Origin of the sequence: Noviherbaspirillum massiliense JC206 (assembly GCF_000312045.1) — a bacterium.
In the GTDB taxonomy this organism is placed as follows: Bacteria; Pseudomonadota; Gammaproteobacteria; order Burkholderiales; family Burkholderiaceae_D; genus Noviherbaspirillum; species Noviherbaspirillum massiliense.
Genome location: NZ_HE978634.1, coordinates 2,465,499 through 2,490,073, shown reverse-complemented (window position 1 = coordinate 2,490,073; position 24,575 = coordinate 2,465,499). Strand labels below are relative to the sequence as shown.

General features: G+C 57.3%; 26 protein-coding genes. 15 read left to right on the top strand and 11 right to left on the bottom strand.

Translation table 11 applies throughout. The features are described 5' to 3' along the window. The first annotated feature begins 48 nt into the window (after window positions 1-48). The 6 genes from hemH (at window position 49) to can (ending at window position 7,890) form a co-directional block, all read left to right on the top strand. The gene (gene hemH / locus HGHM_RS12235; RefSeq protein WP_019141823.1) at window positions 49-1,155 is read left to right on the top strand and encodes a ferrochelatase; all 1,107 of its coding nucleotides are present in this window, start codon (window positions 49-51) and stop codon (window positions 1,153-1,155) included. A 445-nt stretch (window positions 1,156-1,600) separates the two neighbouring features. Further along, complete coding sequence (grpE, locus tag HGHM_RS12225) at window positions 1,601-2,158, top strand: nucleotide exchange factor GrpE (protein WP_026075960.1); 558 nt, start codon at window positions 1,601-1,603, stop codon at window positions 2,156-2,158. A gap of 84 nt (window positions 2,159-2,242) precedes the next feature. Then, window positions 2,243-4,177 (top strand): molecular chaperone DnaK, encoded by a 1,935-nt coding sequence (gene dnaK / locus HGHM_RS12220; protein WP_019141820.1) that lies wholly within the window; start codon window positions 2,243-2,245, stop codon window positions 4,175-4,177. Between the two features lie 100 nt (window positions 4,178-4,277). Then, window positions 4,278-5,408, top strand: coding sequence for a molecular chaperone DnaJ (gene dnaJ, locus HGHM_RS12215; RefSeq protein WP_019141819.1), 1,131 nt, complete (start codon window positions 4,278-4,280; stop codon window positions 5,406-5,408). 186 nt (window positions 5,409-5,594) lie between these two features. Then, complete coding sequence (locus HGHM_RS12210; protein WP_034348514.1) at window positions 5,595-6,203, top strand: chalcone isomerase family protein; 609 nt, start codon at window positions 5,595-5,597, stop codon at window positions 6,201-6,203. Between the two features lie 1,015 nt (window positions 6,204-7,218). After that, a complete protein-coding gene (gene can / locus HGHM_RS12200; protein WP_019141816.1) occupies window positions 7,219-7,890 on the top strand; it encodes a carbonate dehydratase in 672 nt (223 codons plus the stop codon). 3 nt (window positions 7,891-7,893) lie between these two features. Here the strand turns inward: can and panB are convergent, their stop codons facing one another. The 7 genes from panB to hda are packed head-to-tail and all read right to left on the bottom strand — an operon-like array spanning window position 7,894 to window position 12,897. Next, window positions 7,894-8,712 carry a 3-methyl-2-oxobutanoate hydroxymethyltransferase gene (panB, locus tag HGHM_RS12195; protein ID WP_019141815.1) on the bottom strand — a complete coding sequence of 273 codons (819 nt, stop codon included), beginning with the start codon at window positions 8,710-8,712 and terminating at the stop codon, window positions 7,894-7,896. Window positions 8,713-8,714: 2 nt separating this feature from the next. Beyond that, window positions 8,715-9,356: a deoxynucleoside kinase gene (locus HGHM_RS12190; protein WP_026075958.1), complete on the bottom strand. Its 642-nt coding sequence runs from the start codon at window positions 9,354-9,356 to the stop codon at window positions 8,715-8,717. Beyond that, window positions 9,353-9,700, bottom strand: coding sequence for a DMT family protein (locus HGHM_RS12185; protein ID WP_019141813.1), 348 nt, complete (start codon window positions 9,698-9,700; stop codon window positions 9,353-9,355). The genes HGHM_RS12190 and HGHM_RS12185 overlap by 4 nt, the downstream gene beginning before the upstream one ends. A 3-nt stretch (window positions 9,701-9,703) precedes the next feature. Beyond that, a complete protein-coding gene (folK, locus tag HGHM_RS12180; protein WP_019141812.1) occupies window positions 9,704-10,189 on the bottom strand; it encodes a 2-amino-4-hydroxy-6-hydroxymethyldihydropteridine diphosphokinase in 486 nt (161 codons plus the stop codon). Next, entirely contained in the window at window positions 10,186-11,550 is a 1,365-nt protein-coding gene (pcnB, locus tag HGHM_RS12175; RefSeq protein ID WP_019141811.1) for a polynucleotide adenylyltransferase PcnB, read from the bottom strand. The genes folK and pcnB overlap by 4 nt, the downstream gene beginning before the upstream one ends. Further along, the gene (locus tag HGHM_RS12170) at window positions 11,543-12,214 is read right to left on the bottom strand and encodes a histidinol-phosphatase (protein WP_019141810.1); all 672 of its coding nucleotides are present in this window, start codon (window positions 12,212-12,214) and stop codon (window positions 11,543-11,545) included. The genes pcnB and HGHM_RS12170 overlap by 8 nt, the downstream gene beginning before the upstream one ends. Further along, the gene (gene hda / locus HGHM_RS12165) at window positions 12,214-12,897 is read right to left on the bottom strand and encodes a DnaA regulatory inactivator Hda (protein WP_026075957.1); all 684 of its coding nucleotides are present in this window, start codon (window positions 12,895-12,897) and stop codon (window positions 12,214-12,216) included. Before hda ends, HGHM_RS12170 begins: the two co-directional genes overlap by 1 nt. 72 nt (window positions 12,898-12,969) lie before the next feature. Between hda and HGHM_RS12160 the strand changes: the two genes are divergently transcribed. Next, entirely contained in the window at window positions 12,970-13,164 is a 195-nt protein-coding gene (locus HGHM_RS12160) for a hypothetical protein (RefSeq protein WP_019141808.1), read from the top strand. After that, window positions 13,148-14,191, top strand: a complete 1,044-nt coding sequence (gene purM / locus HGHM_RS12155) for a phosphoribosylformylglycinamidine cyclo-ligase (protein WP_019141807.1) — start codon at window positions 13,148-13,150, stop codon at window positions 14,189-14,191. Before HGHM_RS12160 ends, purM begins: the two co-directional genes overlap by 17 nt. A 31-nt stretch (window positions 14,192-14,222) precedes the next feature. On the opposite strand, the gene HGHM_RS12150 is transcribed toward purM, so the two are convergent. The 4 genes from HGHM_RS12150 to HGHM_RS12135 are packed head-to-tail and all read right to left on the bottom strand — an operon-like array spanning window position 14,223 to window position 18,787. Next, window positions 14,223-16,247, bottom strand: coding sequence for a sodium:solute symporter family protein (locus tag HGHM_RS12150; protein WP_019141806.1), 2,025 nt, complete (start codon window positions 16,245-16,247; stop codon window positions 14,223-14,225). After that, complete coding sequence (locus HGHM_RS12145) at window positions 16,237-16,497, bottom strand: DUF4212 domain-containing protein (RefSeq protein ID WP_034348511.1); 261 nt, start codon at window positions 16,495-16,497, stop codon at window positions 16,237-16,239. The genes HGHM_RS12150 and HGHM_RS12145 overlap by 11 nt, the downstream gene beginning before the upstream one ends. A gap of 23 nt (window positions 16,498-16,520) precedes the next feature. Next, a complete protein-coding gene (locus HGHM_RS12140) occupies window positions 16,521-18,080 on the bottom strand; it encodes a sensor histidine kinase (protein WP_019141804.1) in 1,560 nt (519 codons plus the stop codon). Between the two features lie 5 nt (window positions 18,081-18,085). Beyond that, a complete protein-coding gene (locus HGHM_RS12135; protein ID WP_019141803.1) occupies window positions 18,086-18,787 on the bottom strand; it encodes a response regulator in 702 nt (233 codons plus the stop codon). Between the two features lie 210 nt (window positions 18,788-18,997). Here HGHM_RS12135 and recA point away from each other — a divergent pair, with 210 nt between their 5' ends. The 7 genes from recA (at window position 18,998) to HGHM_RS12105 (ending at window position 24,418) form a co-directional block, all read left to right on the top strand. After that, the gene (recA, locus tag HGHM_RS12130; protein ID WP_019141802.1) at window positions 18,998-20,041 is read left to right on the top strand and encodes a recombinase RecA; all 1,044 of its coding nucleotides are present in this window, start codon (window positions 18,998-19,000) and stop codon (window positions 20,039-20,041) included. Window positions 20,042-20,106: 65 nt separating this feature from the next. Then, entirely contained in the window at window positions 20,107-20,562 is a 456-nt protein-coding gene (gene recX, locus HGHM_RS12125; protein WP_026075955.1) for a recombination regulator RecX, read from the top strand. Next, window positions 20,549-20,743 (top strand): hypothetical protein, encoded by a 195-nt coding sequence (locus tag HGHM_RS23190; RefSeq protein ID WP_148415499.1) that lies wholly within the window; start codon window positions 20,549-20,551, stop codon window positions 20,741-20,743. The genes recX and HGHM_RS23190 overlap by 14 nt, the downstream gene beginning before the upstream one ends. A 157-nt stretch (window positions 20,744-20,900) precedes the next feature. After that, on the top strand, window positions 20,901-21,476 hold the full coding sequence (locus HGHM_RS12120; protein ID WP_019141800.1) for a DUF2889 domain-containing protein: 576 nt from the start codon (window positions 20,901-20,903) through the stop codon (window positions 21,474-21,476). A gap of 44 nt (window positions 21,477-21,520) precedes the next feature. Then, window positions 21,521-22,687, top strand: coding sequence for an ADP-forming succinate--CoA ligase subunit beta (gene sucC, locus HGHM_RS12115; protein WP_019141799.1), 1,167 nt, complete (start codon window positions 21,521-21,523; stop codon window positions 22,685-22,687). Between the two features lie 15 nt (window positions 22,688-22,702). Then, on the top strand, window positions 22,703-23,584 hold the full coding sequence (gene sucD, locus HGHM_RS12110) for a succinate--CoA ligase subunit alpha (protein WP_019141798.1): 882 nt from the start codon (window positions 22,703-22,705) through the stop codon (window positions 23,582-23,584). A gap of 96 nt (window positions 23,585-23,680) precedes the next feature. After that, entirely contained in the window at window positions 23,681-24,418 is a 738-nt protein-coding gene (locus tag HGHM_RS12105; RefSeq protein WP_019141797.1) for a TerC family protein, read from the top strand. The last annotated feature ends 157 nt before the right edge of the window (window positions 24,419-24,575 follow it).

The following is a 24,575-nucleotide window of genomic DNA, read 5'->3' as shown; positions in this document are numbered from 1 at the left end:
TCCGCGCAGACAGCCAACCGACGACAATACATCGACAGACCTGATAGCATGCGCTTCCTTCCAGAGCCCCCATACACCCATGGCACGGTCGCGCGAACGGCCATCGTGCTGGCGAATCTCGGGACCCCGGAGGCGCCAACCGCGCCGGCCGTACGGCGTTATCTGAAAGAGTTCCTGTCCGACCCGCGCGTCGTGGAAATCCCGAAAGCCGTGTGGTGGTTCATCCTGCATGGCCTGATCCTGCCCTTCCGTTCCCGGCAATCCGCAAGGAAATACGCTTCCATCTGGACCGATGAGGGCTCGCCGCTGAAGGTGCATACCGAAAAGCAGGCATTGCTCTTGCGCGGCTATCTTGGGGAGCAGGGGCATGAGGTGCAGGTCGTTCATGCCATGCGGTACGGTGCGCCATCTCTGCCTGGCGTCCTGCAGCAGCTCAAATCCGAGGGCTGCGACCGCATCCTGGTGCTGCCCGCCTATCCGCAGTATTCGGCGACGACGAGCGCTTCCATCTTCGATGTGGTGCAAGACCACTTGCGCTGGGTGCGTAATGTTCCCGAATTAAGGCTGGTCAAGCATTACCACGATGATGAGGGCTATGTTGACGCGCTGGCAGCATCCATCCGAGATTACTGGGGCATGCACGGACGCCCGGACCAGCTAGTCATGAGCTTCCACGGATTGCCCAAGCGCAGCTTGCTGCTGGGAGATCCCTATCATTGCGAATGCCAGAAAACTGCCCGCCTGGTTGCCGAGCGCCTGCAGCTCGCGGAGGGGCAGTACGTCGTCACTTTCCAGTCGCGGCTGGGAAGGGCGGAATGGCTCCAACCTTATACCGCGCCTACCTTGGAAACGCTGGCAAAGAATGGAGTGGGGCGGGTCGATGTCGTTTGCCCCGGATTCGTTGCGGATTGCCTGGAAACACTGGAAGAGATTGCCATCGAAGGCAAGCACGCTTTTCTGACTGCCGGTGGAAAACAATTCCACTATATTCCCTGCCTGAATGAATCTCCCCGCTGGATCGCCGCCCTGTCCAATATTGCGGAACGGCATATGTCGGGTTGGCCAACCAGGACGAATCCAGATACCGGGGAAAAGCGGAAAGCAGAATCAGAACTTGCGCGAACCCGCGCGGTGCAATTGGGAGCACCGCGTTGATTCAGAGAGAGGTGATATCTGTGGAACGTGTTGCCTGTGAGCTTGCTCGGGCAAGAAGTGCTATACGAGATTCACTGATGCAAAAATGGAGCGCTGAAAGTCGTGATCCGGCTGAACTCGGCATAGCAAATCCAGACAACCGCCAGCAATGTATAGACAATCACCGATGCAGATATCAAGGGCAGTTTCATGAGGTTTCCCTTGTACTTCGAAGTCAAATTCATATCTACATGGTAGTGCCTCACCGAGAAAAATGAAGTTCCAGACTGCGTAAAGTCTGTAACAAACAATTGCGTAGAGGCTATCCAGGTCGGCGGTTTCATTTAAACAACTAATTGCTGGAGGAGTAAGTTTCTTGTCCGGCAGGACTTGAAAAGCCGATACCCGACCCTACTTATATTGAGTGTTTTGATTTCAAGCCATTGACTGTGTGGAGATTTTCGTGATGCAAGACCAACCAAAAATGCAGGAGCAAGCTGAACAAGCTGGCCAGGCACAGGAAAACGGAGTGGCGCAAGAGGCCGCACAAAACGTTCCTGCTTCTGATCTGGAAGAAAAGCTCGCAGCGGCCGAAGCCAAGGCCCGGGAAATGCAGGATGCATTCTTGCGTGCAAAAGCCGAAACCGAAAACGTTCGGCGCCGTGCCCAGGAAGACGTCGCGAAGGCGCACAAATTCGCCATTGAAAATTTTGCCGAGGCGCTGGTACCGGTAAAGGATAGCCTGGAAATGGCGCTGAAACTGGACAAGCCCTCAGTCGAATCACTGAAGGAAGGGGTCGAGATGACCCTGAAGCAATTGAACAGCGCTTTTGAGCGCAATCGTCTGGCAGAGGTGAATCCGGTACCGGGCGAAAAACTCGATCCGATGAAGCACCAGGCGATCTCGACCGTGCCTGCCGAACAGGAAGCCAATACCATCGTGTCGGTCCTGCAGAAAGGTTATATGATCGCCGACCGCTTGTTGCGGCCTGCCCTGGTGACAGTGGCGCAAGGGAAGGCATGAGCGGCTTGACCGCTTCTTGAAACAACGAATTTCTTCCACATATTCGAATTATCAGAAATCCAGTAATTCTAAAAGGAACAAACTATGGGCAAAATCATTGGCATTGACCTGGGTACCACCAACTCCTGCGTCGCCATCATGGAAGGCGGCCAGCCGAAGGTGATCGAGAACTCCGAAGGCTCGCGCACGACGCCTTCCGTAGTGGCTTACCAGGAAGATGGCGAAATTCTGGTGGGCGCGCCGGCCAAGCGCCAGGCGGTCACCAATCCAAAAAACACCTTGTTCGCTGTCAAGCGCCTGATCGGTCGCCGCTTTGACGAAAAAGAAGTGCAGAAAGACATCGGCCTGATGCCTTACCAGATCGTCAAGGCCGACAACGGCGATGCCTGGGTGCAGGCACGCGACAAGAAGCTCGCGCCGCAGCAGGTCTCCGCAGAAGTCCTGCGCAAGATGAAAAAGACGGCTGAAGATTATCTTGGCGAGGAAGTCACCGAAGCCGTGATCACTGTCCCGGCCTACTTCAACGACTCCCAGCGCCAGGCGACCAAGGATGCGGGACGCATTGCCGGCCTGGATGTGAAGCGCATCATCAACGAACCGACCGCGGCGGCACTCGCCTTTGGCCTGGACAAGAGCGGCAAGGGCGACCGCAAGATCGCGGTGTATGACCTCGGTGGCGGCACCTTCGATATTTCGATCATCGAAATCGCCGATGTCGATGGCGAGATGCAGTTTGAAGTGCTGTCGACCAATGGCGACACCTTCCTCGGCGGCGAAGACTTCGACCAGCGTCTGATCGATTACATCATCGACGAATTCAAGAAGATCAACGGTCTCGACCTGTCGAAGGATGCAATCGCGCTGCAGCGTATCAAGGCTTCCGCCGAGCGTGCGAAGATCGAACTGTCATCCTCGCAGCAGACCGAGATCAATGAGCCGTATATCGCCATGGCCAACGGCGCGCCGGTGCACCTGAACATGAAGATCACCCGCGCCAAGCTGGAATCGCTGGTGGAAGAATTGATCGAAAGGACGATCGAGCCTTGCCGCACTGCGATCAAGGATGCGGGCGTGAAGGTCTCCGATATTCATGACGTGATCCTGGTGGGCGGGATGACCCGGATGCCCAAGGTGCAGGAAAAGGTCAAGGAATTCTTCGGCAAGGAACCACGCAAGGACGTGAACCCGGACGAAGCAGTGGCAGTCGGTGCAGCCATCCAGGGTTCGGTGCTGGCAGGTGATCGCAAGGACTTGCTGTTGCTCGATGTAACGCCGCTGTCGCTTGGTATCGAAACCCTTGGTGGCGTAATGACCAAGATGATCCAGAAGAACACCACCATCCCGACCAAGTTCAGCCAGGTGTTCTCGACTGCCGACGATAACCAGCCGGCAGTAACGATCAAGGTTTACCAGGGCGAGCGCGAGATCGCGACCGGCAACAAGCTGCTCGGCGAATTCAACCTGGAAGGCATTCCGCCGGCACCGCGCGGCGTGCCGCAGATCGAAGTGACCTTCGACATCGACGCCAACGGCATCCTGCATGTCGGCGCGAAGGACAAGGCCACCGGCAAGGAAAACAAGATCACCATCAAGGCCAACTCCGGCTTGTCGGAAGAGGAAATCCAGAAGATGGTGAAGGATGCTGAGCTGTATGCGGATGAAGACCGGAAGATCAAGGAACTGGCGGACGCGCGCAACCAGGGGGACGCGTTGATCCATTCGACCCGGAAGGCGCTGAACGAGCATGGTTCCAAGCTGGATGCGGGCGAGAAGGAAAAAATCGAGTCCGCGATCAAGGACCTGGAGGGATCGCTGAAAGGCAATGACAAGGCCGACATCGATGCCAAGGTCGCTGCCCTGTCGACTGCTGCGCAAAAACTGGGTGAGAAGATGTACGCCGACATGCAGGCGCAACAGCAGGCTGCGGGTGCGGGAGCGGACGCAGGCGGCTCATCCGGTGCGAAGCCTCAGGAAGAAGATGTCGTTGACGCCGACTTCAAGGAAGTCAAGGACAAGTAATTACCTGGTCAGCGGCTAACGCCGTAATGACTCGCCGAGCCGGACGATCGCCTGCCGATCTCCGCTCGGCGTTTTCGCTTGAATACAAGGTACCTAAAAGATGGCGAAGCGCGATTATTATGAGATTTTGGGTGTAGCGAAGAACGCCTCTGAAGAAGAGATCAAGAAGGCTTATCGCAAGCTCGCAATGAAATACCATCCGGACCGCAATCCGGATAGCAAGGCAGCGGAAGAAAAGTTCAAGGAGGCAAAAGAAGCCTACGAGATGCTGTCCGATGCCCAGAAACGCGAGGCCTATGACCGTTATGGCCATGCCGGCGTCGACCCCAATATGGGTGCAGGCTTTGGGGCGGGCGCAGGTTTCGGCGGCTTCTCCGACGCCTTCGGCGATATCTTCGGCGATATCTTCGGCGGCGGCGGGCGCAGCAGTCGCTCCGGCCCCCAGGTGTATCGGGGCGCGGACCTGCGCTACAACCTCGAAATCACCCTGGAGCAAGCCGCGCATGGTTTTGATACCACCATACGGGTGCCTTCATGGGATGAATGCGAAACCTGCCACGGTTCGGGCGCCAAGCCCGGCACTTCGCCAACTACTTGCTCCACTTGCGGCGGCCAGGGTCAAGTCCGGATGCAGCAAGGCTTTTTCAGCATCCAGCAGACTTGCCCGAAATGCCATGGCACCGGCAAGATCATTCCGACGCCATGCTCCACCTGCGGCGGAGCCGGTCGTATCAAGCGTAACAAAACTCTGGAAGTCAAAATCCCTGCCGGCATCGATGACGGCATGCGGATTCGTTCTTCCGGAAATGGCGAACCGGGCATGAATGGCGGACCGCCGGGCGACCTGTATGTGGAGATCCATATCAAGCCCCATCAGGTATTCCAGCGCGACGGCGACGACCTGCATTGCGAGATTCCGGTTTCCTTTGCCAAGGCAGCGCTGGGCGGCGAGATAGAGGTGCCGACCCTGAATGGCAAGGCTTCCTTTTCACTTCCCGAGGGAACCCAATCCGGGAAGACGTTCCGCTTGCGCGGGAAGGGCATCAAGGGCGTGCGTTCGGGCTATGCAGGGGATCTGTTTTGCCATGTTGTGGTCGAGACACCGGTCAAGCTCACTGAAAGGCAAAAGGAATTGCTGCGCGAATTCGACCAGCTGACGACTGAGGGCGGGTCGAAGCACAGTCCGCAGAGCAAATCCTGGAGAGACAAAGTGAAAGAGTTTTTCGAATAGCCCAGGCCATATTCGTCGCAGCTTATAAAAACCGCTGGTTTCAAAAAAACCAGCGGTTTTTTGTTGCTAAAAAAGTTTCTGCGTAACAATTTATTACACGTTTGGTGTATGCTTGATTGCACGGGGAATAAGAAAGAATCTGTAAATCCCGTTTACGCGCATTTTTTACTTGGAGCGGAGGCTGTCATGAGATACGGAATTCAGTTTGTACGTGCATTGGCATTTCTGGGATTTGTTGCAAGTTTTGCTGTTTCACAAGTCAATGCGGCAGAAGTGGCAGGCGTCAAGCTTGAAGATACGGTGAAAGTTGGCGGCCAGGAATTGAAGCTGAACGGCGCTGGAATCCGACATAAGGTCATCTTCAAAGTCTATGTAGCCGGTTTGTATTTGAGCGAAAAGAAATCCACAGTTCAGGATGTCCTTGCCGCGACCGGCCCCCGGCGCGTAAAAATCGTGACGCTGCGTGATATCGGTTCTGAAGAGTTCGGACGCGGACTCATGAGCGGGATTCAGCTTAATCTCGACCGTACAGAAAAAGCCAAGCTTACCAACCAGCTTCTCAAGCTGGGCGAAGTATTTGCCCAGATTCCGGAATTGAAGAAAGGTGATGTCGTCCTGGTAGATTGGATTCCGAACACGGGTACCGTCATGTATGTAGATGGCAAGCAGATTGTAGAGCCTCTGCCCGACATCGCCTTCTACAACGCGCTTCTCAAGATGTGGCTTGGGGAAAAACCGCTGGATGTGAAGCTCAAGCCTTTGCTGCTGGGTCAGAAGCCGGACGAAGCGCTTTAATGTGAACCGGCAAGCTTGTCCGTTGCAGACCTAAGCATTCATTGCCAGGTTGAAAAGGAGATGGCCAATGAAGTACAGCATTCAAAAATGCTCATGCTATTGAGCATGGGTGCAAGCTCAAAATGCACCGGCCGCGGCAGACGTGGCCGGTGTCAGCCTTGAAGACCCGGTGCGCGTGGCAAACCAGGACCTCAAGCTGAACTAGGGCAGCATTTGTCGTAAGGCAACTTTCAAGATGCATGTCGCGACACTCTAATTCCCACAGAAAAGTCTCCGGTTCAGGATGTTCTCAACTCAACAGGGCTGCGGCGCGTCAAGCTAGTATCGGTGCGTGATATCAGCAGTCCGGGATCCTAGCTCGGCCAGATGAGCGGGATCAGCCTCAACCTGAACCTCAATAAAAAAGCCAAATTGACCAGTGCTTGATTTGGCTGGTCGAAATCTTCTGTGAAATCCCTGAAGGTTATAAAGGACAGTTCCTCCTAGGGCACTAAATCCCAGGCATCGAGGCACTCATCTCCACCAATGCCAGGCAAATTCCCGAACCAATCCCCGACATCGCGTTCGACCACGCCCTGCTCAGAACGTGGTTGGGAGCAAGAGCACTCGGCGTGAGTTAGAAGCCCTTGTTGCTCATTCAAACACCTGAAGACGACATGAACCGGCATTGAGATCAAGGCATGCAGAGGCGAAAGGCGCAAACCGGCCGCCTCTGCAAGTGCCGGATTTCCTTCTTGTCTTCTCCTTCGTTTTTTCATCCCCGGTTGTTGCCTCGCCTCGAGCGTCTTTTATCGCACGATCTTCGCTACGAAGCCCGCTTGCCGCAGCGAGAGTTTTATAATTAAGCCTTTTCCGCCTTCTGATCCATCATCTTCAAGCGCCTGATGTGCCGGTTCCGTCCGATGCAGGCGACGAAATGGTGTCACAAGTTCGGACAGGTATGGTGGGAAATCGCCGCCATATATACGTACAGGCGCGGGTCAAGCCGTGCCATGACTTCTTATATCGACAGTAAATGACAAAACCCGACCAAGACGTAAATTTGCTTGAGCATCTGCTTAAAAACAACCGGGAATGGGCAGCTTCCGTCGTTGCCGAAAAACCGGATTTTTTCAAGAAACTCGCGGCGCAACAGGCTCCGGAATACATGTGGATTGGCTGTTCCGACAGCCGCGTTCCCGCCAATGAGCTTCTGGGCCTGCTGCCCGGGGATGTCTTTGTCCATCGCAACGTCGCCAATGTGATCGTTCACAGCGACCTGAATTGCCTGTCTGTGCTGCAATTCGCCATCGATGTGTTGAAGGTAAAGCACATCATCGTGTGCGGACATTACGGTTGCTCGGGCGTCCATGCCGCCTTGACCGGGCGCCGGGTGGGCATCGCGGACAACTGGCTGCGCCACGTGCAGGACGTGGGCTTGAAGCATGAGCGCTATCTTGGTGATGTGCTGTCGCCCACTGCCAAACATGATCGCTTATGCGAACTCAATGTTGTCGAGCAGGTTGCCAATGTGTGCCAGACTACGATCGTGCAGGATGCCTGGGAACGCGGCCAGCCCTTGACCGTGCATGGCTGGATCTACGGAATACAGGATGGCTTGCTGCGCGAATTGGGCATGACAGTCAGCAATCCACAGGAATTGACGGCGAAGCTGCAGGACAGCCTCGCCCGGTATGAAAAAAGCTAGACGTTAGAAGCAGTGTTCAGGGGCAGGGAAGGACTTGTCCTTGACCGCTGCGATGTAAGCTTGTACTGCCGCGTCGATGCTGGGCTGCCCCTCCATGAAATTCTTCACGAAGCGTGCCTTGCGCCCGGGGAAGACGCCGAGCATGTCATGCATGACCAGCACCTGACCGGAACAATCCGGCCCGGCACCGATACCGATGGTCGGAATCGCGAGCATGTCGGTGACTTCCTTGCCAAGCGCCGACGGAATCGCTTCCAGCACCAGCAGGGATGCGCCTGCGCGTTGCAGGGCCAGGGCATCCGCCTTCAGTTGTTCGGCTGCTTCCGACGTCTTGCCCTGCACCTTGTACCCGCCAAACTGGTGCACGGATTGCGGGGTCAGGCCGACGTGGGCGCATACCGGTACCGCGCGCTCGGTCAAAAAACGCACCGTATCTGCCAGCCAGCCACCGCCTTCGATCTTGACCATTTGTGCGCCTGCCTGCATCAGCAGGACTGCATTCTGGAATGCCGCTTCTGGAGTCGCATAGGTTCCGAAAGGCATATCGGCGATCAGCAGCGCCGTGCGATTGCCGCGAGCCACACTTGCAGTGTGATACGCGACATCGGCAAGCGTGACCGGCAGCGTCGATGTTTGTCCCTGGCAAACCATGCCCAGCGAGTCACCCACCAGCAGCGCTTCCACGCCGCAGCGATCCATGAGAGCCGCAAAGCTGGCGTCGTAGCAGGTGAGCATGGCAATCTTCTCGCCGGCGTTACGCATCGCCAACAGCGACGGCACTGTCACCGCCTTGGTGCGCGCCTCTTGCAGGTATCCCGACATGACTATTCTCCGCGATTGAAAAATTCCCGCTTCCCGCGCATGTTCCTGATGCGGCTCAGTAGCAGGTCGAAGTCCTCGTCGCGCTCGATCGGATTCAGGTGCTCGGTATTGACGATCAGCAGCGGCGCGGCGTCGTAATGATAAAAGAAACGGCTGTAACTTTCACAAAGGCGGTACAGGTACATTTCCGAGATGCCCGCCTCCATCGGCACGCCACGCTTGCGGACGCGCTCGATCAGAGTTTCCGGCTGCGCCTGCAGGTACACCACGAGGTCGGGCGCCGGGGCTTGCGGACGCAGCTGCTCGTACAGCTGGCGATACAGGTTGAGTTCGTCGTCACCCAGCGTCAGACGGGCGAAAATCGGGTCCTTGTCGAGCAGGAAATCCGACACGATGCGCGCGTCGAACATGTCCGCCTGCGCCAGGTCACGCAACTGATTCATCCGCTGAAACAGGAAGAACATTTGCGTGGGCAGCGCATAACGCGCCGCATCGCGATAAAACTTTTCAAGGAAGGGATTCTCCTGGGGCTGCTCCAGCAGCATCTGGGCATGACTGCTCTCGGCAAGCTTGCGTGCCAGCGTCGTCTTGCCGACACCGATCGGCCCTTCAACCACGATATACCTGTATTTATCGAGACTCATGTGCGAAAGATGAAAAAGACGGCGCCAAGCAGGCACAGTGCGGCCCACACATAATCCAGCTTGAAGGGCTGGTGCATGTAGATCATTGCAAAAGGAACGAATACGGAAAGCGTGATCACCTCCTGCATGATTTTCAGTTGAGCCAGGCTGAATTCGGTGTATCCAATACGGTTGGCCGGAACCTGCAAGAGATATTCGAATAAAGCGATCGACCAGCTCACGATTGCGGCGATCCACCACGGTTTGCTCGCCAGGTTTTTCAGATGGCCGTACCAGGCGACCGTCATGAAGATATTGGAGAGAGCGAGCAGCCCGCCAGTTTGCACGATAACGGGGATTTGCATGCGTCAGATTTTCCTGATTGCCTGTCCCGCCACGCCGGGAACAAAGCTGTGCGCAGGTCCTTCGCCGGGAATGGTTAGCATGGGGTCGATTTGCAAAAGCGGGATCAATGCAAAGGCCCGCTGTGTCAGGCGCGGATGCGGGACCGTCAATGACTCGGAGGTTATTTTCTGTTCTCCGTACAGCAGAATATCCAGGTCGAGTGTACGGGGTGCATTCTGGTAGGGGCGTTCACGGCCGAATTCGTTTTCCAGGGATTGCAGTTCCTGCAGCAACTGCGGGGCCGTCAGGCTGGTTTCAAGCTGGGCGACCGCATTGATGTAATCGTCGCCGCCTGCATCGATGGGCGTGGTGCGAAACAGGCTGGATTGGGCTGTCAGCCGGGTGCCCGGTAGTTGGCCCAATCGCAGGATGGCACGCTGCACATTGCCGAGCGCGTCCCCGAGATTGGACCCGATGCCGACGTAGGACGTGACCACGGCTGCGCTCATTCACTGCCTCCGTCGGTGCCGGTTGCCTTCTGCTTGCTTCTTCCGCCGCGCCGGCGCCGCTTTTTCGCTCCACCGTTTTCCCCTTCGGCTTTGGGCTTCCTGGTAAGCAGTGCTTCGCGGCCCGGGCCATCGGCTTCCATGAACGCGGTCCACCATTCGCCGATCTCGGCGTCGATCTCGCCGGAGGAGCAGCGCAGCATCAGGAAGTCGTAGCCGGCCCGGAAGCGCATGTGCTCGAGCAATTTGTAAGGTGTCTTGCCGGTACGGCGTTCGAAGCGCGGCTGCATGGCCCAGATATCGCGCATGTCGGAAGCGATCTTGCGTTGCAGGGCCAGCGATTCGGTCTGCGTGTTCAGGACGTCATCCGCAGCGAGATGCAATGCGGGGATGGGGTATTCGCCGGAAGCGCGGTAGGCATTCCATTTTTCCAGGACCTGATGCCACAACAGGGCGGCGAACAGGAAGCTGGGAGACACCGGCTTGCCCTGACGGACACGCTGGTCGGTGCCGGAGAGGGCGAGCGTGACGAATTTTTCGCCCAGTGGTTGTTCCAGCACTACATCGAGCAAGGGCAGCAGGCCATGGTGCAAGCCTTCCTTGCGCAATTGCTGCAGGCAAGCCAGCGCATGGCCGCTCATCAGCAGCTTCAGCATTTCATCGAATACCCGCGCAGCCGGCACGTTGTTGATCAGCGGTGCCATGACGCGGATCGGTTCCTGGGTTGCCGGATCGATGGTGAAGCCGAGCTTGGCCGCGAAGCGCACCACTCGCAGCAGGCGCACCGGATCTTCCCGATATCTCTCCTCCGGCGTGCCGATCATCCGCAACACCCTGTCGCGCGCGTCGTCTATGCCGTGATGGTAGTCGAGCACCGTCTCGTCCGCAGGGTTGTAGTACATCGCATTGATCGTGAAGTCGCGCCGCGCTGCATCTTCATGCTGCTCGCCGAAGGTGTTGTCACGCAGGACACGGCCATGCTCATCCTTCGGTGCCGCTTCCGATGACGCACCACGGAATGTGGTGACTTCGATGATCTCCTGGCCAAACATGACATGTACGATCTGGAAACGCCTGCCGATGATGAATGCGCGGCGAAACAGGCGTTTGACCTGCTCGGGCGTTGCATTGGTCGCCACGTCGAAATCCTTGGGTTTGACGCCAAGCAGTAAATCACGCACTGCGCCGCCCACAACGAAGGCCTTGAAGCCGGCTTCCTGCAAGGTCTGCGTGACACGTACTGCGTTCGGCGACAGGAGTTGCGGATCGATGCGATGTTCTTTCGGGCCGATCACTGCCGGCTCGGTAGGGCTGTCGGCCTTTTTATTCTTGCCGAGTATGCGACGGATAAGCTTCTTAATCATCGAACAGATTCAAAGTAGGCCAGCCATGCGCATGGGCATGCGCTTTGAGACGGGGATTGGGATTGGTGGCGACAGGGTTGGTGACGATCGACAACAAGGGGATGTCGTTTTGTGAGTCGCTGTAGAAATAGGATTTGTCGAAGCTCGAAAGTGACTTGCCCCGTGCATCGAGCCATGCCTGCAGGTGGGTCACCTTGCCCGGACCGGAGGTCGGGATACCCAGCAGCTTGCCGGTGAGTTCGCCTTCAGGCGTCAACTCCGGCTCGGCCGCGATCAGGTTTTCCACGTCAAATGCTCTTGCAATCGGAGCGGTGACGAAGCGGTTGGTTGCGGTAATGATGACCACCAGATCGCCGTTGCGCTGGTGTTGTTGAACCAGGTTGCGTGCCTGGGGCAGGATGGCGGGTTGGATTACCTCTTCCATGAATTGCGCATGCCAGGCATTAAGTTGCTTGCGAGGAAACTGCGCGAGCGTGCCGAGCGCGAATTCGAGATATTCCACTGGGTCGAGCGTGCCGTTCTGGTATTGCACAAAGAATTCAGTATTGCGCTTCTCGTAAGCGGCGGCGTCGACGGCACCGATGCGCGCCAGGAATTGGCCCCACTCGTAGTCGGAATCGAGCGGAAGCAGGGTATGGTCAAGATCGAATAAAGCCAGGTTCATTATGTTTTCGGTTCGCCTTCGGCCTGCAACAGGTTGCGCAGCAGCGGCAGGGTGATCGGACGCTGTGTCTCCAGCGAATACTCGTCCAGTGCATCGAGCATTGCCGAAAGGGAGCGCATGTCACGGCGAAAATGGGTAATGAGATAGGGTAACACGCCGGCTGACAGTACCAAGCCGCGTGCCTGCGCAGCCTGGCTCAGGGCCGCGATTTTTTCATCGTCGGTCAAGCCATGCACCTGATAGATCAGTCCCCATCCCAGGCGCGTACGCAGGTCTTCGCGCAGGTTCAGCGCAGCAGGCGCGCTCGCACCGGCGGCAACCAGGAAGCCGCCATGTTCGCGCACCTGGTTGAAGAGGCCGAATGCGGCGACCTGCTCGGCGGGCGACAGCTGATCGCAATCATCGAGGAGGTATAGCCTGACTTCCGGAGCAAAGAGATAGGCCTCGGGACCGCTTTCAGCCGGGATGTAACGCGTATCCGGCTGGCCTGCAAGGGCCCGCAGCAGATGTGTCTTGCCCGAGCCGGCATCACCCCAGAGATAGGCGGAACGTTCCGAACCGGAGCGGGAAGCGCGCCGCGCGAAAAGCTGCAGGAGCTGGAGCAGCTCCTCGTTCCGTCCCACCACGAAATTATCGAGGGCTTGCGGTTTTTCCGCGCCCAGGTCGAGCACCAATTGCTTCATGACTCACTGTAATAGCGGCGATTAACGTCGGGCGCACGCCGTTCCAAGGCCTTTTGCAGGCAGGCGAACGTAATGGAAATTGCCAATCCCGCAACGATGCGGGCTGGCGCGGGGGCGTCGAAACTTCTGGAAGACGAAGAAAACGGCATGGAACAGGAAGTCTGGATGAATCGGTTTGATAAAATAGCAGTTTCGTTGTGCGCGTCGAGCCTCAACCGACTATTTTACCGCCTCTATCCCCAATCACATCATGAGTTCCTCTTCTAAGCATTCCCTGTCTTACCGAGACGCCGGCGTCGACATCGATGCGGGCGATGCCCTGGTCGAAGCGATCAAGCCGTTTGCCAAGCGCACGATGCGTGAAGGCGTACTGGGCGGCATCGGCGGTTTCGGCGCGCTGTTCGAGATCGGCAAGAAATACAAGGAGCCGGTCCTGGTATCGGGCACGGACGGCGTGGGTACCAAGCTCAAGCTGGCCTTCGAATTGAAGAAGCATGACACGGTGGGAATCGACCTCGTGGCCATGAGCGTCAACGACATCCTGGTGCAGGGCGCGGAGCCGCTGTTCTTTCTGGATTACTTCGCCTGCGGAAAGCTGGACGTGCAGGCTGCCACGGACGTTATCAAGGGGATTGCAAAAGGCTGCGAACTTGCCGGCTGCGCCCTGATCGGCGGTGAAACCGCGGAAATGCCTGGCATGTATCCGGACGGTGAATATGACCTGGCCGGCTTTGCGGTCGGGGCGGTGGAAAAATCGAAGATCATCGACGGCAGCACGATTGCACCAGGCGACGTCGTGCTGGGCCTCGGCTCCTCAGGTGCGCATTCGAACGGCTATTCCCTAGTGCGCAAGATCATTTCGGTCGCCAGACCGGACCTGAACGCCGACTTCCACGGTCGCAGGCTGGCGGATGTATTGATGGAGCCGACCCGCATATACGTCAAACCCTTGCTGGCGCTGATGAATGCGATCGAAGTAAAAGGCATGGCGCATATCACCGGCGGCGGTCTGGTCGAGAATGTGCCGCGGGTCTTGCGTGACAACCTGACGGCGGAATTGCATCGCGATGCCTGGAATATGCCGCCCTTGTTCGGCTGGCTGCAGCAACATGGCGGCGTGGCGGATGCGGAAATGCATCGCGTGTTCAATTGCGGCATCGGCATGGTGATCATTGTCTCGAAACAGGATGCGGACATGGCAATTGCACAATTGAAGGCTGCCGGCGAGACAGTGAGCCGCATCGGTGAAATCCGCGAGCGCCGCGGCGAAGAAGCCCAGACCATCGTCCTGTGATGAAGGCGGGCACATGAAGCCCGCCTTTACCTCATGGCATGCGCAGGTGCTTGACCAGCAGCTGGCTGCGCTGGTCGGGTGCCGGTGTCAGCAGGCTGACGACGATCAGCGCGGCCAGCCCGGCAGGCACCCCGAATACGCCTGCCGATGCCGGAGCAATGTGAAACCATTGTTCGGCAGTGGAACCACCCAGAGCGGGATAAGTCCGCAGGACGTAGTACACGCAGACGCCAAACCCGACCAGCATTCCGGCAATTGCGCCTTGCCAGTTCGCGCGTTTCCAGAACACGCCGAGCGCGAGCGCAGGAAAGAGCGTGGAGGATGCCAGGGAAAATGCGGCGCCGACCATCGACAGAATGTCGCCCGGCTTGAACGAGGCAACATAGGCGGCGACGAGCGCGACCCCGAGCAGCAGCAGCTTGGAAACGGTCACGCGCTTTTGCATGGATGCGTCCGGGTGGACCGTCTTGTAATAGACGTCGTGCGACAGCGCGTTGGAGATGGTGAGCAACAAGCCGTCGGCTGTCGACAAAGCGGCGGCAAGGCCGCCGGCGGCAATCAGCCCGGAAATTACATATGGAAGCCCGGCGATTTCCGGCGTCGCGAGGACAACGATGTCGCCGTCCATCATGATTTCCGCCAGTTGCACGATGCCATCCATGTTCATGTCTGTAATCGTCACCAGCGGGTTGGCTTTGTCTACGCTGGCCCAGTAGGATACCCACGACGGCAGCTGCGCAAATTCGGTACCGACCAGTGATGTATATATGTCGTATTTCACGAGAACGGCGAGGGCCGGCACGGCGGTGTACAGCAGCATGATGAAAAACAGGGTCCAGAACACCGATACACGCGTTTCCTGCACGCTCGGCGTGGTGTAGTACCGTACCAGCACATGCGGCAAGGCAGCCGTTCCCATCATCAGGCAGAACGCCAGGGCGAGGAAATTGTTGCGTTTCGCATCCGAGGTCTCCTTGTCCTTGCCGGGGAAAGGGGCGGTATGCGCAACCACGGGCTCGGCATGCGCCAGATTCGCTGCCCTCGCTTCCGTCCACTTGCGTTGAGCTTCTTCCGCATTCCTGGGATAGGCATTCAGCGCCCGCTCGGCGGCCTTGATTTCAATTAAGGATGCATTGCTCCTCTTCAGTTCTTCGACATGTCGGCGTGCTTCGATCCGGCCATCCTCCCATGATTTCGGCAGCGCGTTCAGCTTGGCATCGTAGCCTTCGGCACGCTGCCGATAGATGGTCCGTACCTGCTGCTCCTTAGAATCCGTGACGAGTTCCTTTTCCCGTTCGCCCAGCTTGGCGAGGACGGACCCGTAGGCAAGCTGCGGCACCGGCATGCTAGTGTGCTTGGCTGAAAGCCAGATGACCGGGATCATATAAGCGATGATCAGGATGATGTATTGCGCCACTTGGGTCCAGGTGATCGCGCGCATGCCGCCAAGGAAAGAACACACCAGGATGCTGGCCAGTCCGAGGAAAATGCCTACCGAAAAATCGACGCCGGTGAAGCGCGAAGTGATCAGCCCCACGCCGTAAATTTGCGCGACGACGTAGGTAAAGGAGATGACCACGGTCGCTGCCACCGCCAGGATACGGACCAGATTGCCGCCGTAGCGCGCTGCCAGAAAATCCGGAACCGTGTACTGCCCGAATTTGTTCAGATAGGGCGCGATCAGGAAGGCAACCAGGCAAAAACCGCCGGTCCAGCCGAGGATATAGGCCAGGCCGTCAAATCCCATGATATAGAGGCCGCCAGCGAGGCTGATGAAGCTGGCTGCTGACATCCAGTCGGCGGCGGTGGCCATGCCATTGAAGAGCGCTGGTACGCGGCGGCCTGCGACATAGTATTCCGACACATCCGAGGTGCGGCTCATCACTCCGATCGCGGCATACACGACGATCGTGGAGAACAGGAACAGATAGCCGATCCAGGCGCGGGGAAATCCTTCGCGTTCGAGAATGGAAAGCGCGATCAGGAATATGCCGAAGCCAATGGTGTACCCGAGGTAGTAGCGGGACAAGCGCCTGAAGAACCCCTTATTCGCCATCGGCAGCCTCACGCTCGCATGTCTTGTCCAGATGGTTCATGTACAAGGCATACACGCCGACGATGAAGAGATACAGGAAGATCAGGCCTTGCGCAGCCATGTAGAACGGGAATGGCCAGCCGAATAGCGTGAGGCCGGCCAGTTCGCGCGCAAAAAAAGTTGTGGCGAAGGTTGTGCCAAAGCCAAGCAGCATCAGTAGCGCGACGAGGCGTCGGGTACGTAACCAGTATGCATTAGCGTTTCGTGGCATGGTCTGCGAATTACTCATGTGGTTTAGCCAAGATCTTCGATGAAGGCGGAGCGGCGTTGCATCGGCAGGCTGACTCGGAACAAGGTGCCTGGAAATCTCTTGTCCTGACTATGCGGGCTGTTGGAAAGCTCGATTTCGGCACCATGCTGCTGCGCAATCTCCCGAACGATAGCCAGGCCCAGTCCGCTGCCTTCGACATTGGTGCCCAGGATGCGGTAGAAGCGCTCGAATACATGGATCCGCTCCGCGGGCGGAATGCCCGGCCCGGTATCTTCCACTTCCAGCATGGCACGGCCCTGATCCTCATCCGGGTAGACGCGCACCGTGACGCTGCCGCCGGCCGGCGTATAGCGCAAGGCGTTATCGATCAGGTTGCTCAGCATTTCGCGGAGCATGACGGCATTTCCCTGGACCATGATCGGATGGCCCGGCTGCTCAAAACCGAGGTCGATGCGATGAGTGAACGAGCTTTGTACCCAGTCCTGCACCACGTCACGCGCCAGTTCTGAAAGTTCGATGGGCGCGAAAGGCTTCGCTTCCGGTGTCTGGTTTTCTGCGCGCGCCAGGGCCAGCAACTGGTTCACCAGGCGCGTCGCGGATTCCGAGCTTTTCGACAATTGTTCGAGCGAGCGATGGATTTCCTTCGGATCGGATTCGCGCAGTGCCAGCTCGGACTGCATGCGCATGCCGGCCAGCGGGGTCTTCATCTGGTGCGCGGCATCGGCAATGAAGCGCTTCTGCATCTGGATGGTTTGCGCCAGTCGCCCCAGCATGTCATTCAGAGAACGCACCAGCGGCGATATCTCTTCCGGTACCTGGCCCGGCTCGATCGGCCGCAAATCATCCGGCCTCCTGGCACTGATATGCTGCTGCAGTTCGGTCAGCGGCGAGAGCCCACGCGACAGTGCAAACCATACGAGGGCCAGCGCGATCGGCAGGATGATGAACTGGGGCAGGATGACGCCCTTGATGATTTCATTGGCAAGCTGGCTGCGCTTGTCCAAGGTTTCTGCCACCTGCACCAGTGCCACCCGCGGCTCCTGTCCGCCATTCCTTGCGGCCTGGCGGTGGAAATCGACATACACATAAGCGACGCGTACGTCGCTGCCACGCAGAGTGTCGTCGCGAAACTGGACGGAGCCTGTCTGTGAATTCTCATCCTCTGCTGGCGGAGCCGGCATATCGCGGTCACCGGCAACGAATTCTCCATTTCGGCCAGTGACCTGAAAATAAACATAATCGATATCGTCGGCACGCAGGATGTCGCGGGCGGATGCGGGCAGAGAGGCGACGAGCCTGCCGTCGACCTCTTTCACTTGCTGTGCTACTACGGTCGTCTTGTCTTCGAGCGCGCGATCAAATGGATGATTGGCGATGGATTTTGCGGCCAGATAAGTGATGGCAATGCTTACCGGCCACAGCAGCAAGAGCGGCACCAGCATCCAGTCAAGGATTTCGCCGAAGAGCGAACGCTGGATGCGCTCTTGCGGCTTGTCGGGCCGCTCGCGCGGGGGGGGTGATGAAGAGGGGAGGTCGGATACGGCGGGAGCGTGCGCATCCAGGTCGTTTGCGTCGCTCATCATGGTTATCAGACTGAAGGCGGGGTGCTATGCGGATTCGGGTCAGGAGTTTTTTCCAGGCAATAGCCCAGACCACGCACAGTGGCGATGCGCACACCGTCGGTTTCTATTTTCTTCCGGAGTCGATGCACATACACTTCGATCGCATTGTTGCTGACTTCCTCGCCCCATTCGCACAAATGGTCCACCAGTTGTTCTTTTGAAACCAGGCGGCCAGTGCGTTGTAGCAGGACTTCCAGCAAGCCCAGTTCGCGCGCCGACAAGTCGAGCATCTGGTCATGCAGGTACGCGATGCGGCCAACCTGATCATAAGTGAGGGCGCCGTGCCGGATGACGGTCGGTCCCCCGCCTGCGCCACGCCGGGTCAGCGCGCGCACCCGCGCTTCCAGTTCCGAAAGCGCGAACGGTTTCGCCATATAGTCGTCGGCGCCCAAGTCCAGGCCTTTGACGCGTTGTTCGATCGAATCGACCGCAGTCAGGATCAGCACCGGAAGTCGTGAATTGCGCATGCGCAGACGGCGCAGCACTTCGAGCCCAGGCATTTTCGGCAATCCCAGATCCAGGATCAGCAAGTCGAAATCCTGGGTCGACAAAACTGAATCAGCTTCCTCGCCGTTCTTGACACAGTCGATCGCATACCCCGACTGCCGCAATGAACGGGTAAGCCCATCGGCGAGTACGTTATCGTCTTCAGCGAGCAAGATGCGCATGGTCGATTCGATCCATTAGGTATCAAAACACTCTATTGCGATTCAGTAAGGGTATCAGGAAGACAAGTCATTGATATATAGTCATATTAATCAACTTTCGAATATTCGAAAATCGCGCTTGCACAAATCACTGTTTTTTTATACAGTATAGGTTCTGAGATCAAAAGCAGTCGCCAGATCTTTTATTCCAACCGTCGAAAGAATACATTTATGGACGACAAGAAATCCGCATTGAATCCGGACAAGAGCAAAGCCCTTGCAGCCGCCTTGGCCCAGATCGAAAAGCAGTTCGGCAAAGGTTCCGTGATGCGCATGGTCGATGGCGCCGTTGCGGAAGAAGTGCAGGTGGTCTCTACCGGTTCGCTGGGACTGGATATTGCGCTCGGCGTGGGCGGCTTGCCACGTGGCCGAATCGTTGAAATTTATGGTCCGGAATCATCCGGCAAAACCACCCTGACCCTGCAGGCAATTGCAGAGATGCAGAAGTTGGGCGGCACCTGCGCCTTTATCGATGCGGAACATGCATTGGATGTCGTGTATGCGCAGAAACTGGGCGTGAATTTGCAGGATCTCCTGATTTCCCAGCCCGATACTGGCGAGCAGGCGCTTGAAATCTGCGATGCGCTGGTGCGTTCCGGCAGTGTGGACATGGTTGTGGTCGACTCGGTTGCGGCTTTGACCCCGCGCGCGGAAATCGAAGGCGAAATGGGCGATTCCCTGCCAGGTCTGCAAGCCCGGCTGATGTCCCAGGCGCTGCGCAAACTGACCGGCAGCATCAACCGCACCAATACGCTGGTCATTTTCATTAACCAGATCCGGATGAAGATCGGAGTCATGTTCGGCAATCCTGAAACCACGACTGGTGGCAATGCATTGAAGTTCTATGCTTCGGTGCGCCTGGACATTCGCCGTACCGGCTCCATCAAGTCCGGTGACGAGGTGATCGGTAACGAAACCAAGGTCAAGGTCGTGAAGAACAAGGTTGCTCCTCCGTTCCGGGAGGCGCATTTCGACATTCTCTACGGGGAAGGCACTTCGCGCGAAGGCGAAATCCTCGACCTCGGCTCGGAAGCGAAGATCGTGGAAAAATCTGGCGCCTGGTATAGCTATAACGGCGAACGGATTGGCCAAGGCAAGGATAATGCGCGCAATTACCTGAAAGAACATCCGGAACTGGCCCGCGAAATCGAGAACAAGGTGCGGGCATCGCTCGGCGTTCCCGAACTCGCCCCCATCAAGGAAGTGGAAGAGTGATCGATCGGAGCCTTCCGAACGATTACATTGCCTGATCGGCTTCACGTGAGCAGGGCCCGCGCCAGATGACAAAGTTACCGCTGAGTCTGAAGGCCCGGGCCCTCAATTATTTGGCGCAAAGAGAACATAGCCGCCAAGAATTGGCACGCAAGCTGGCGCGCCATGCACGGGAAGATGACGATATCGACGCCTTGCTGGATTCTCTCGAAGCGGCAAAGCTTTTGTCCGAGCCCCGTTTTGCCGAGTCTCTCGTGCATCGCCGCGCGGCACGGTATGGGAATCATCGCATCCTGTCGGAATTGCAAAGTCACGGGATCGGTGGCGAAGCACTTGATGCGATCGAGGCCGGCCTGAAACAGGATGAAACCGTGCGTGCTCGCGAAATCTGGCGAAAAAAATTTGGCTCGCTTCCCGAAGATGCGAAGGAGCGCGCAAGGCAGGCACGTTTCCTTTTGCAACGCGGATTTTCACCGGCTACGATAAAGGCCGTCCTCAATTACGACATTGATGACGGAGAATGAATTCGACGACCGGAAAGGCGGCGCCGATTCCCCCGAAGAGCAGTTCTCACCTAAAACCGCAGGTGGCGTTGCCGTATTTCCAAAAAAATCTTTCTCTCATTCTTTATTTCCTTATCCCGCTATTTCAGTGCCGATTTTCGACGCCGGCAGGATCGGCGAGATCATCACTATGATGCGTTGAATGAAGATAGTCGGGGATCAAGATCGCTAAGCCCTTTGACCTGTGCTACACTTTCCCGGTTTTTGCAACGCCGCATGAGCGGCTGTTATCGTAGAAGCTGCGGTAACGACTCGCAAATGCGGCTTTTTTTCGCCGCCGCCCGCTGGCATTGGTCATTATGCCCTTATCACCGCCGACATCCCGCGTGCTCAAGCACACGCGTACCATCCAGGTTCAAGCATTCGCACGCCACGATGGTTTCTGGGATATCGAGGCCCACATCACCGACACCAAAACCCGGGACGTAACACTTGCGTCTGGCACCAAGCCATCCGGTTCACCCTTGCATGACCTCTGGCTGCGATTGACTGTCGACACCCTGCTTACCATACGGGCAGTGGAGGCTGTGTCTGATTCCGTTCCTTATCCCGGCTACTGTGACACGATCGCGCCCGCTTACCAAAAGCTGGTTGGATTGAACCTGATGAAGGGTTTTCGTAACGCGCTCAAGGAACGGCTGTCCGGCATCCAGGGGTGCACTCATTTGACGGAACTTGCCCAGGTCCTGCCAACTGCGGCGATCCAGGCATTTGCTGGCGACGTCTTCGATACCCGGGATGGTGCCGGTGACGACAAGCAACGAGAGCGGCCTTTTCAACTCGATCGTTGCCATGCCTTGCGCATCGATGGCGAGGCGGTGGCGAAATTCTATCCGCGCTGGGCGGTCAAGCCAGCGGAAACAGAAACAACTTAATCCAACCCAGTTTGTCTTTTAAAAGTGTCTGAAGGGAAGCTCGCATGAAAATCCATGAGTATCAGGGCAAAGAAATCCTCCGCAAGTTCGGAGTGACGGTTCCACGGGGCATCCCGTGCTTTTCCGTCGAGGAAGCGGTCAAGGCGGCCGAAACTCTTGGAGGCCCGGTCTGGGTCGTCAAGGCGCAGATCCATGCTGGCGGCCGCGGCAAGGGCGGCGGCGTGAAAGTGGCTAAATCCTTGGACCAAGTCAAGGACTATGCCACGGCCATTCTCGGCATGCAGCTCGTGACCCATCAGACCGGTCCGGAAGGACAGAAAGTGGGCCGCCTGCTGATCGAGGAAGGCGCCGACATCAAGAAAGAACTGTATGTCAGCATGGTGACCGACCGTCTCAGCCAGCGCGTCGTGCTGATGGCATCCAGCGAAGGGGGCATGGATATCGAAGAAGTCGCAGAGAAGCATCCCGAACTGATCCACAAGGTCGAAATCGATCCGGCAACGGGATTGACCGACGCGGATGCGGATGCGATCGCAGCCAAGATCGGCATTCCTCCAGCTTCGATCCCCGATGCGCGCAAGCAGCTGCAGGGTTTGTACAAGGCATACTGGGAAACCGACGCGTCGCTGGCGGAAATCAATCCGCTGATCCTGACCGGCTCGGGCAAGGTGATCGCGCTCGACGCCAAGTTCAATTTCGATTCAAATGCATTGTTCCGCCATCCGGAAATCGTCGCCTATCGCGACCTCGCTGAAGAGGATCCGGCGGAAATTGAAGCATCGAAGTTCGACCTCGCCTACATTTCTCTCGACGGCAACATCGGCTGCCTCGTCAATGGCGCCGGCCTCGCGATGGCGACCATGGATACCATCAAGCTGTTCGGCGGCGAACCGGCTAACTTCCTCGACGTCGGCGGCGGTGCCACCACGGAGAAAGTGACCGAAGCCTTCAAGCTCATGCTGAAGAACCCTAACCTGAAAGCGATTCTCGTCAACATCTTCGGCGGCATCATGCGCTGCGATGTGATCGCCGAAGGCGTGATCGCTGCCTCTAAGGCGGTGTCGCTGAGCGTGCCGCTGGTCGTGCGCATGAAGGGCACCAATGAAGAGCTCGGCAAGAAGATGCTTGCCGACTCCGGCTTGCCGATCATCTCGGCTGACACGATGGAAGAAGCCGCGCAGAAAGTCGTCGCAGCGGCCAACGGAAAATAATCGCAAGGAAGAAACATGTCGATCCTGATCAACAAAGACACCAAAGTCATCACCCAAGGCATCACCGGCAAGACCGGCCAGTTCCACACTCGCATGTGCCGCGAATACGCCAATGGCAAGAACTGCTTCGTCGCCGGCGTCAACCCGAAAAAGGCCGGCGAGGATTTCGAAGGCATTCCGATCTTCGCCAACGTCAAGGATGCCAAGGATAAAACTGGCGCCACCGTTTCCGTGATCTACGTTCCACCCGCAGGCGCAGCCGACGCGATCTGGGAAGCGGTCGACGCCGACCTCGATCTGGTCATCTGCATTACCGAAGGCATTCCTGTACGCGACATGCTGGCCGTCAAGGACAAGATGAAAAAGGCCGGTAGCAAGACGCTCCTGCTGGGGCCGAACTGCCCGGGCCTGATCACTCCGGACGAAATCAAGATTGGCATCATGCCCGGCCATATCCACAAGAAGGGCCGCATCGGTGTCGTTTCCCGTTCCGGCACTCTGACCTATGAAGCCGTGGCGCAATTGACCGCGCTCGGACTTGGTCAATCCAGCGCTGTCGGTATCGGTGGCGATCCGATCAACGGCTTGAAGCACATTGATGTCATGAAGATGTTCAATGACGATCCGGATACCGACGCCGTCATCATGATCGGTGAAATCGGCGGACCGGACGAAGCCAATGCCGCACGCTGGATCAAGGACAACATGAAAAAGCCGGTCGTCGGTTTCATCGCGGGCGTCACCGCGCCTCCGGGCAAGCGCATGGGTCACGCAGGCGCCTTGATTTCCGGCGGTGAAGATACCGCTCAGGCCAAGCTGGACATCATGGCGGCATGCGGCATCAAGGTCACGAAGAACCCGTCGGAAATGGGTCGTTTGCTGAAGTCTGTGCTGTAATCACTCGCAAATTCCGAACAAACGTTCCTAAAAAGTTGTCTTGCGGGGGGCTTAATGCCCCCCGTATTATTTTCCGGATAACTTTTTCGGACTTCCATGGATTTTTTGCTCAACCTAAACTGGATCGCAGTCGGCCAGATCATTCTCATTGACATTCTTTTAGGCGGCGACAATGCGATCGTGATCGCACTAGCCTGTCGCAACCTGCCTCCAAAATTGCGATTCAAAGGCATCCTGTGGGGCACCTTCGGCGCGATCGGCATTCGCATCATCCTGATCGCCTTTGCCGTCACCCTGCTGCAAGTTCCATATCTCAAGTTCCTCGGCGGCCTGCTGCTTCTCTGGATAGGCATCAAGCTACTGGCTGACGATGATGAAGGTCATGGCGACATCCAGGCGAGCGATCGTCTTCTCGCTGCCGTCAAGACTATCGTGGTCGCCGACCTTGTGATGAGCATCGACAATGTGATTGCGGTAGCGAGCGCGGCGGAGCAGGCAGGCGGCGAACACCAGATGGCGCTGGTCATCTTCGGCATCCTGGTCAGCATCCCCATTATCGTCTGGGGCAGTACGCTGGTACTGAAACTGATGGAGCGCCTGCCCATCATCATCACCTTCGGCGCGGCGCTATTAGGCTATCTCGCAGGGGGCATGATCACGTCGGATGTCGGTTTCGCTCCCTGGATCAAGGCCAATCTGCCCGCTCTCGATCTTGCCATCCCGGGAACCGGCGCTGCCGTCAACCTGCCGGGCATGGTAGGCGCAGTGCTCGTCGTTCTGATCGGCCATTGGCTGATGAGGAAGCAAAGTTCGTCCAAGGAGGAGCACATTTGAGTGCTGGCTTGCTCTTCTTGCGCCATAAGGAGCAGGTTTTTATGTCATCGTCGGTCAGTACTTCTTCTGGCGCTGACGAAATGCTGCAAAACCGCAGTCGTTGTTTCTCTTAAGAGAATGTAAGCAAATTTTTCACGGCGGATTTGCTCGCACGTAT

Excerpts from the sequence above, each read along its gene's own strand:
- HGHM_RS12170 (WP_019141810.1), bottom strand. The coding sequence starts at position 12,214 with ATGAACCTGGCTTTATTCGATCTTGACCATACCCTGCTTCCGCTCGAT.
- HGHM_RS12190 (WP_026075958.1), bottom strand. The coding sequence starts at position 9,356 with ATGAGTCTCGATAAATACAGGTATATCGTGGTTGAAGGGCCGATCGGT.
- HGHM_RS12140 (WP_019141804.1), bottom strand. The coding sequence starts at position 18,080 with ATGATGAGCGACGCAAACGACCTGGATGCGCACGCTCCCGCCGTATCC.
- purM (WP_019141807.1), top strand. The coding sequence starts at position 13,148 with ATGAGTTCCTCTTCTAAGCATTCCCTGTCTTACCGAGACGCCGGCGTC.
- dnaK (WP_019141820.1), top strand. The coding sequence starts at position 2,243 with ATGGGCAAAATCATTGGCATTGACCTGGGTACCACCAACTCCTGCGTC.
- HGHM_RS12210 (WP_034348514.1), top strand. The coding sequence starts at position 5,595 with ATGAGATACGGAATTCAGTTTGTACGTGCATTGGCATTTCTGGGATTT.
- HGHM_RS23190 (WP_148415499.1), top strand. The coding sequence starts at position 20,549 with ATGACGGAGAATGAATTCGACGACCGGAAAGGCGGCGCCGATTCCCCC.
- recX (WP_026075955.1), top strand. The coding sequence starts at position 20,107 with ATGACAAAGTTACCGCTGAGTCTGAAGGCCCGGGCCCTCAATTATTTG.
- pcnB (WP_019141811.1), bottom strand. The coding sequence starts at position 11,550 with ATGATTAAGAAGCTTATCCGTCGCATACTCGGCAAGAATAAAAAGGCC.
- HGHM_RS12105 (WP_019141797.1), top strand. The coding sequence starts at position 23,681 with ATGGATTTTTTGCTCAACCTAAACTGGATCGCAGTCGGCCAGATCATT.
- sucD (WP_019141798.1), top strand. The coding sequence starts at position 22,703 with ATGTCGATCCTGATCAACAAAGACACCAAAGTCATCACCCAAGGCATC.
- HGHM_RS12135 (WP_019141803.1), bottom strand. The coding sequence starts at position 18,787 with ATGCGCATCTTGCTCGCTGAAGACGATAACGTACTCGCCGATGGGCTT.
- grpE (WP_026075960.1), top strand. The coding sequence starts at position 1,601 with ATGCAAGACCAACCAAAAATGCAGGAGCAAGCTGAACAAGCTGGCCAG.
- dnaJ (WP_019141819.1), top strand. The coding sequence starts at position 4,278 with ATGGCGAAGCGCGATTATTATGAGATTTTGGGTGTAGCGAAGAACGCC.
- HGHM_RS12145 (WP_034348511.1), bottom strand. The coding sequence starts at position 16,497 with ATGCCACGAAACGCTAATGCATACTGGTTACGTACCCGACGCCTCGTC.
- HGHM_RS12150 (WP_019141806.1), bottom strand. The coding sequence starts at position 16,247 with ATGGCGAATAAGGGGTTCTTCAGGCGCTTGTCCCGCTACTACCTCGGG.
- panB (WP_019141815.1), bottom strand. The coding sequence starts at position 8,712 with ATGTCGGGATACCTGCAAGAGGCGCGCACCAAGGCGGTGACAGTGCCG.
- hemH (WP_019141823.1), top strand. The coding sequence starts at position 49 with ATGCGCTTCCTTCCAGAGCCCCCATACACCCATGGCACGGTCGCGCGA.
- folK (WP_019141812.1), bottom strand. The coding sequence starts at position 10,189 with ATGAGCGCAGCCGTGGTCACGTCCTACGTCGGCATCGGGTCCAATCTC.
- sucC (WP_019141799.1), top strand. The coding sequence starts at position 21,521 with ATGAAAATCCATGAGTATCAGGGCAAAGAAATCCTCCGCAAGTTCGGA.
- HGHM_RS12120 (WP_019141800.1), top strand. The coding sequence starts at position 20,901 with ATGCCCTTATCACCGCCGACATCCCGCGTGCTCAAGCACACGCGTACC.
- hda (WP_026075957.1), bottom strand. The coding sequence starts at position 12,897 with ATGAAGCAATTGGTGCTCGACCTGGGCGCGGAAAAACCGCAAGCCCTC.
- can (WP_019141816.1), top strand. The coding sequence starts at position 7,219 with ATGACAAAACCCGACCAAGACGTAAATTTGCTTGAGCATCTGCTTAAA.
- recA (WP_019141802.1), top strand. The coding sequence starts at position 18,998 with ATGGACGACAAGAAATCCGCATTGAATCCGGACAAGAGCAAAGCCCTT.
- HGHM_RS12185 (WP_019141813.1), bottom strand. The coding sequence starts at position 9,700 with ATGCAAATCCCCGTTATCGTGCAAACTGGCGGGCTGCTCGCTCTCTCC.
- HGHM_RS12160 (WP_019141808.1), top strand. The coding sequence starts at position 12,970 with ATGGAAATTGCCAATCCCGCAACGATGCGGGCTGGCGCGGGGGCGTCG.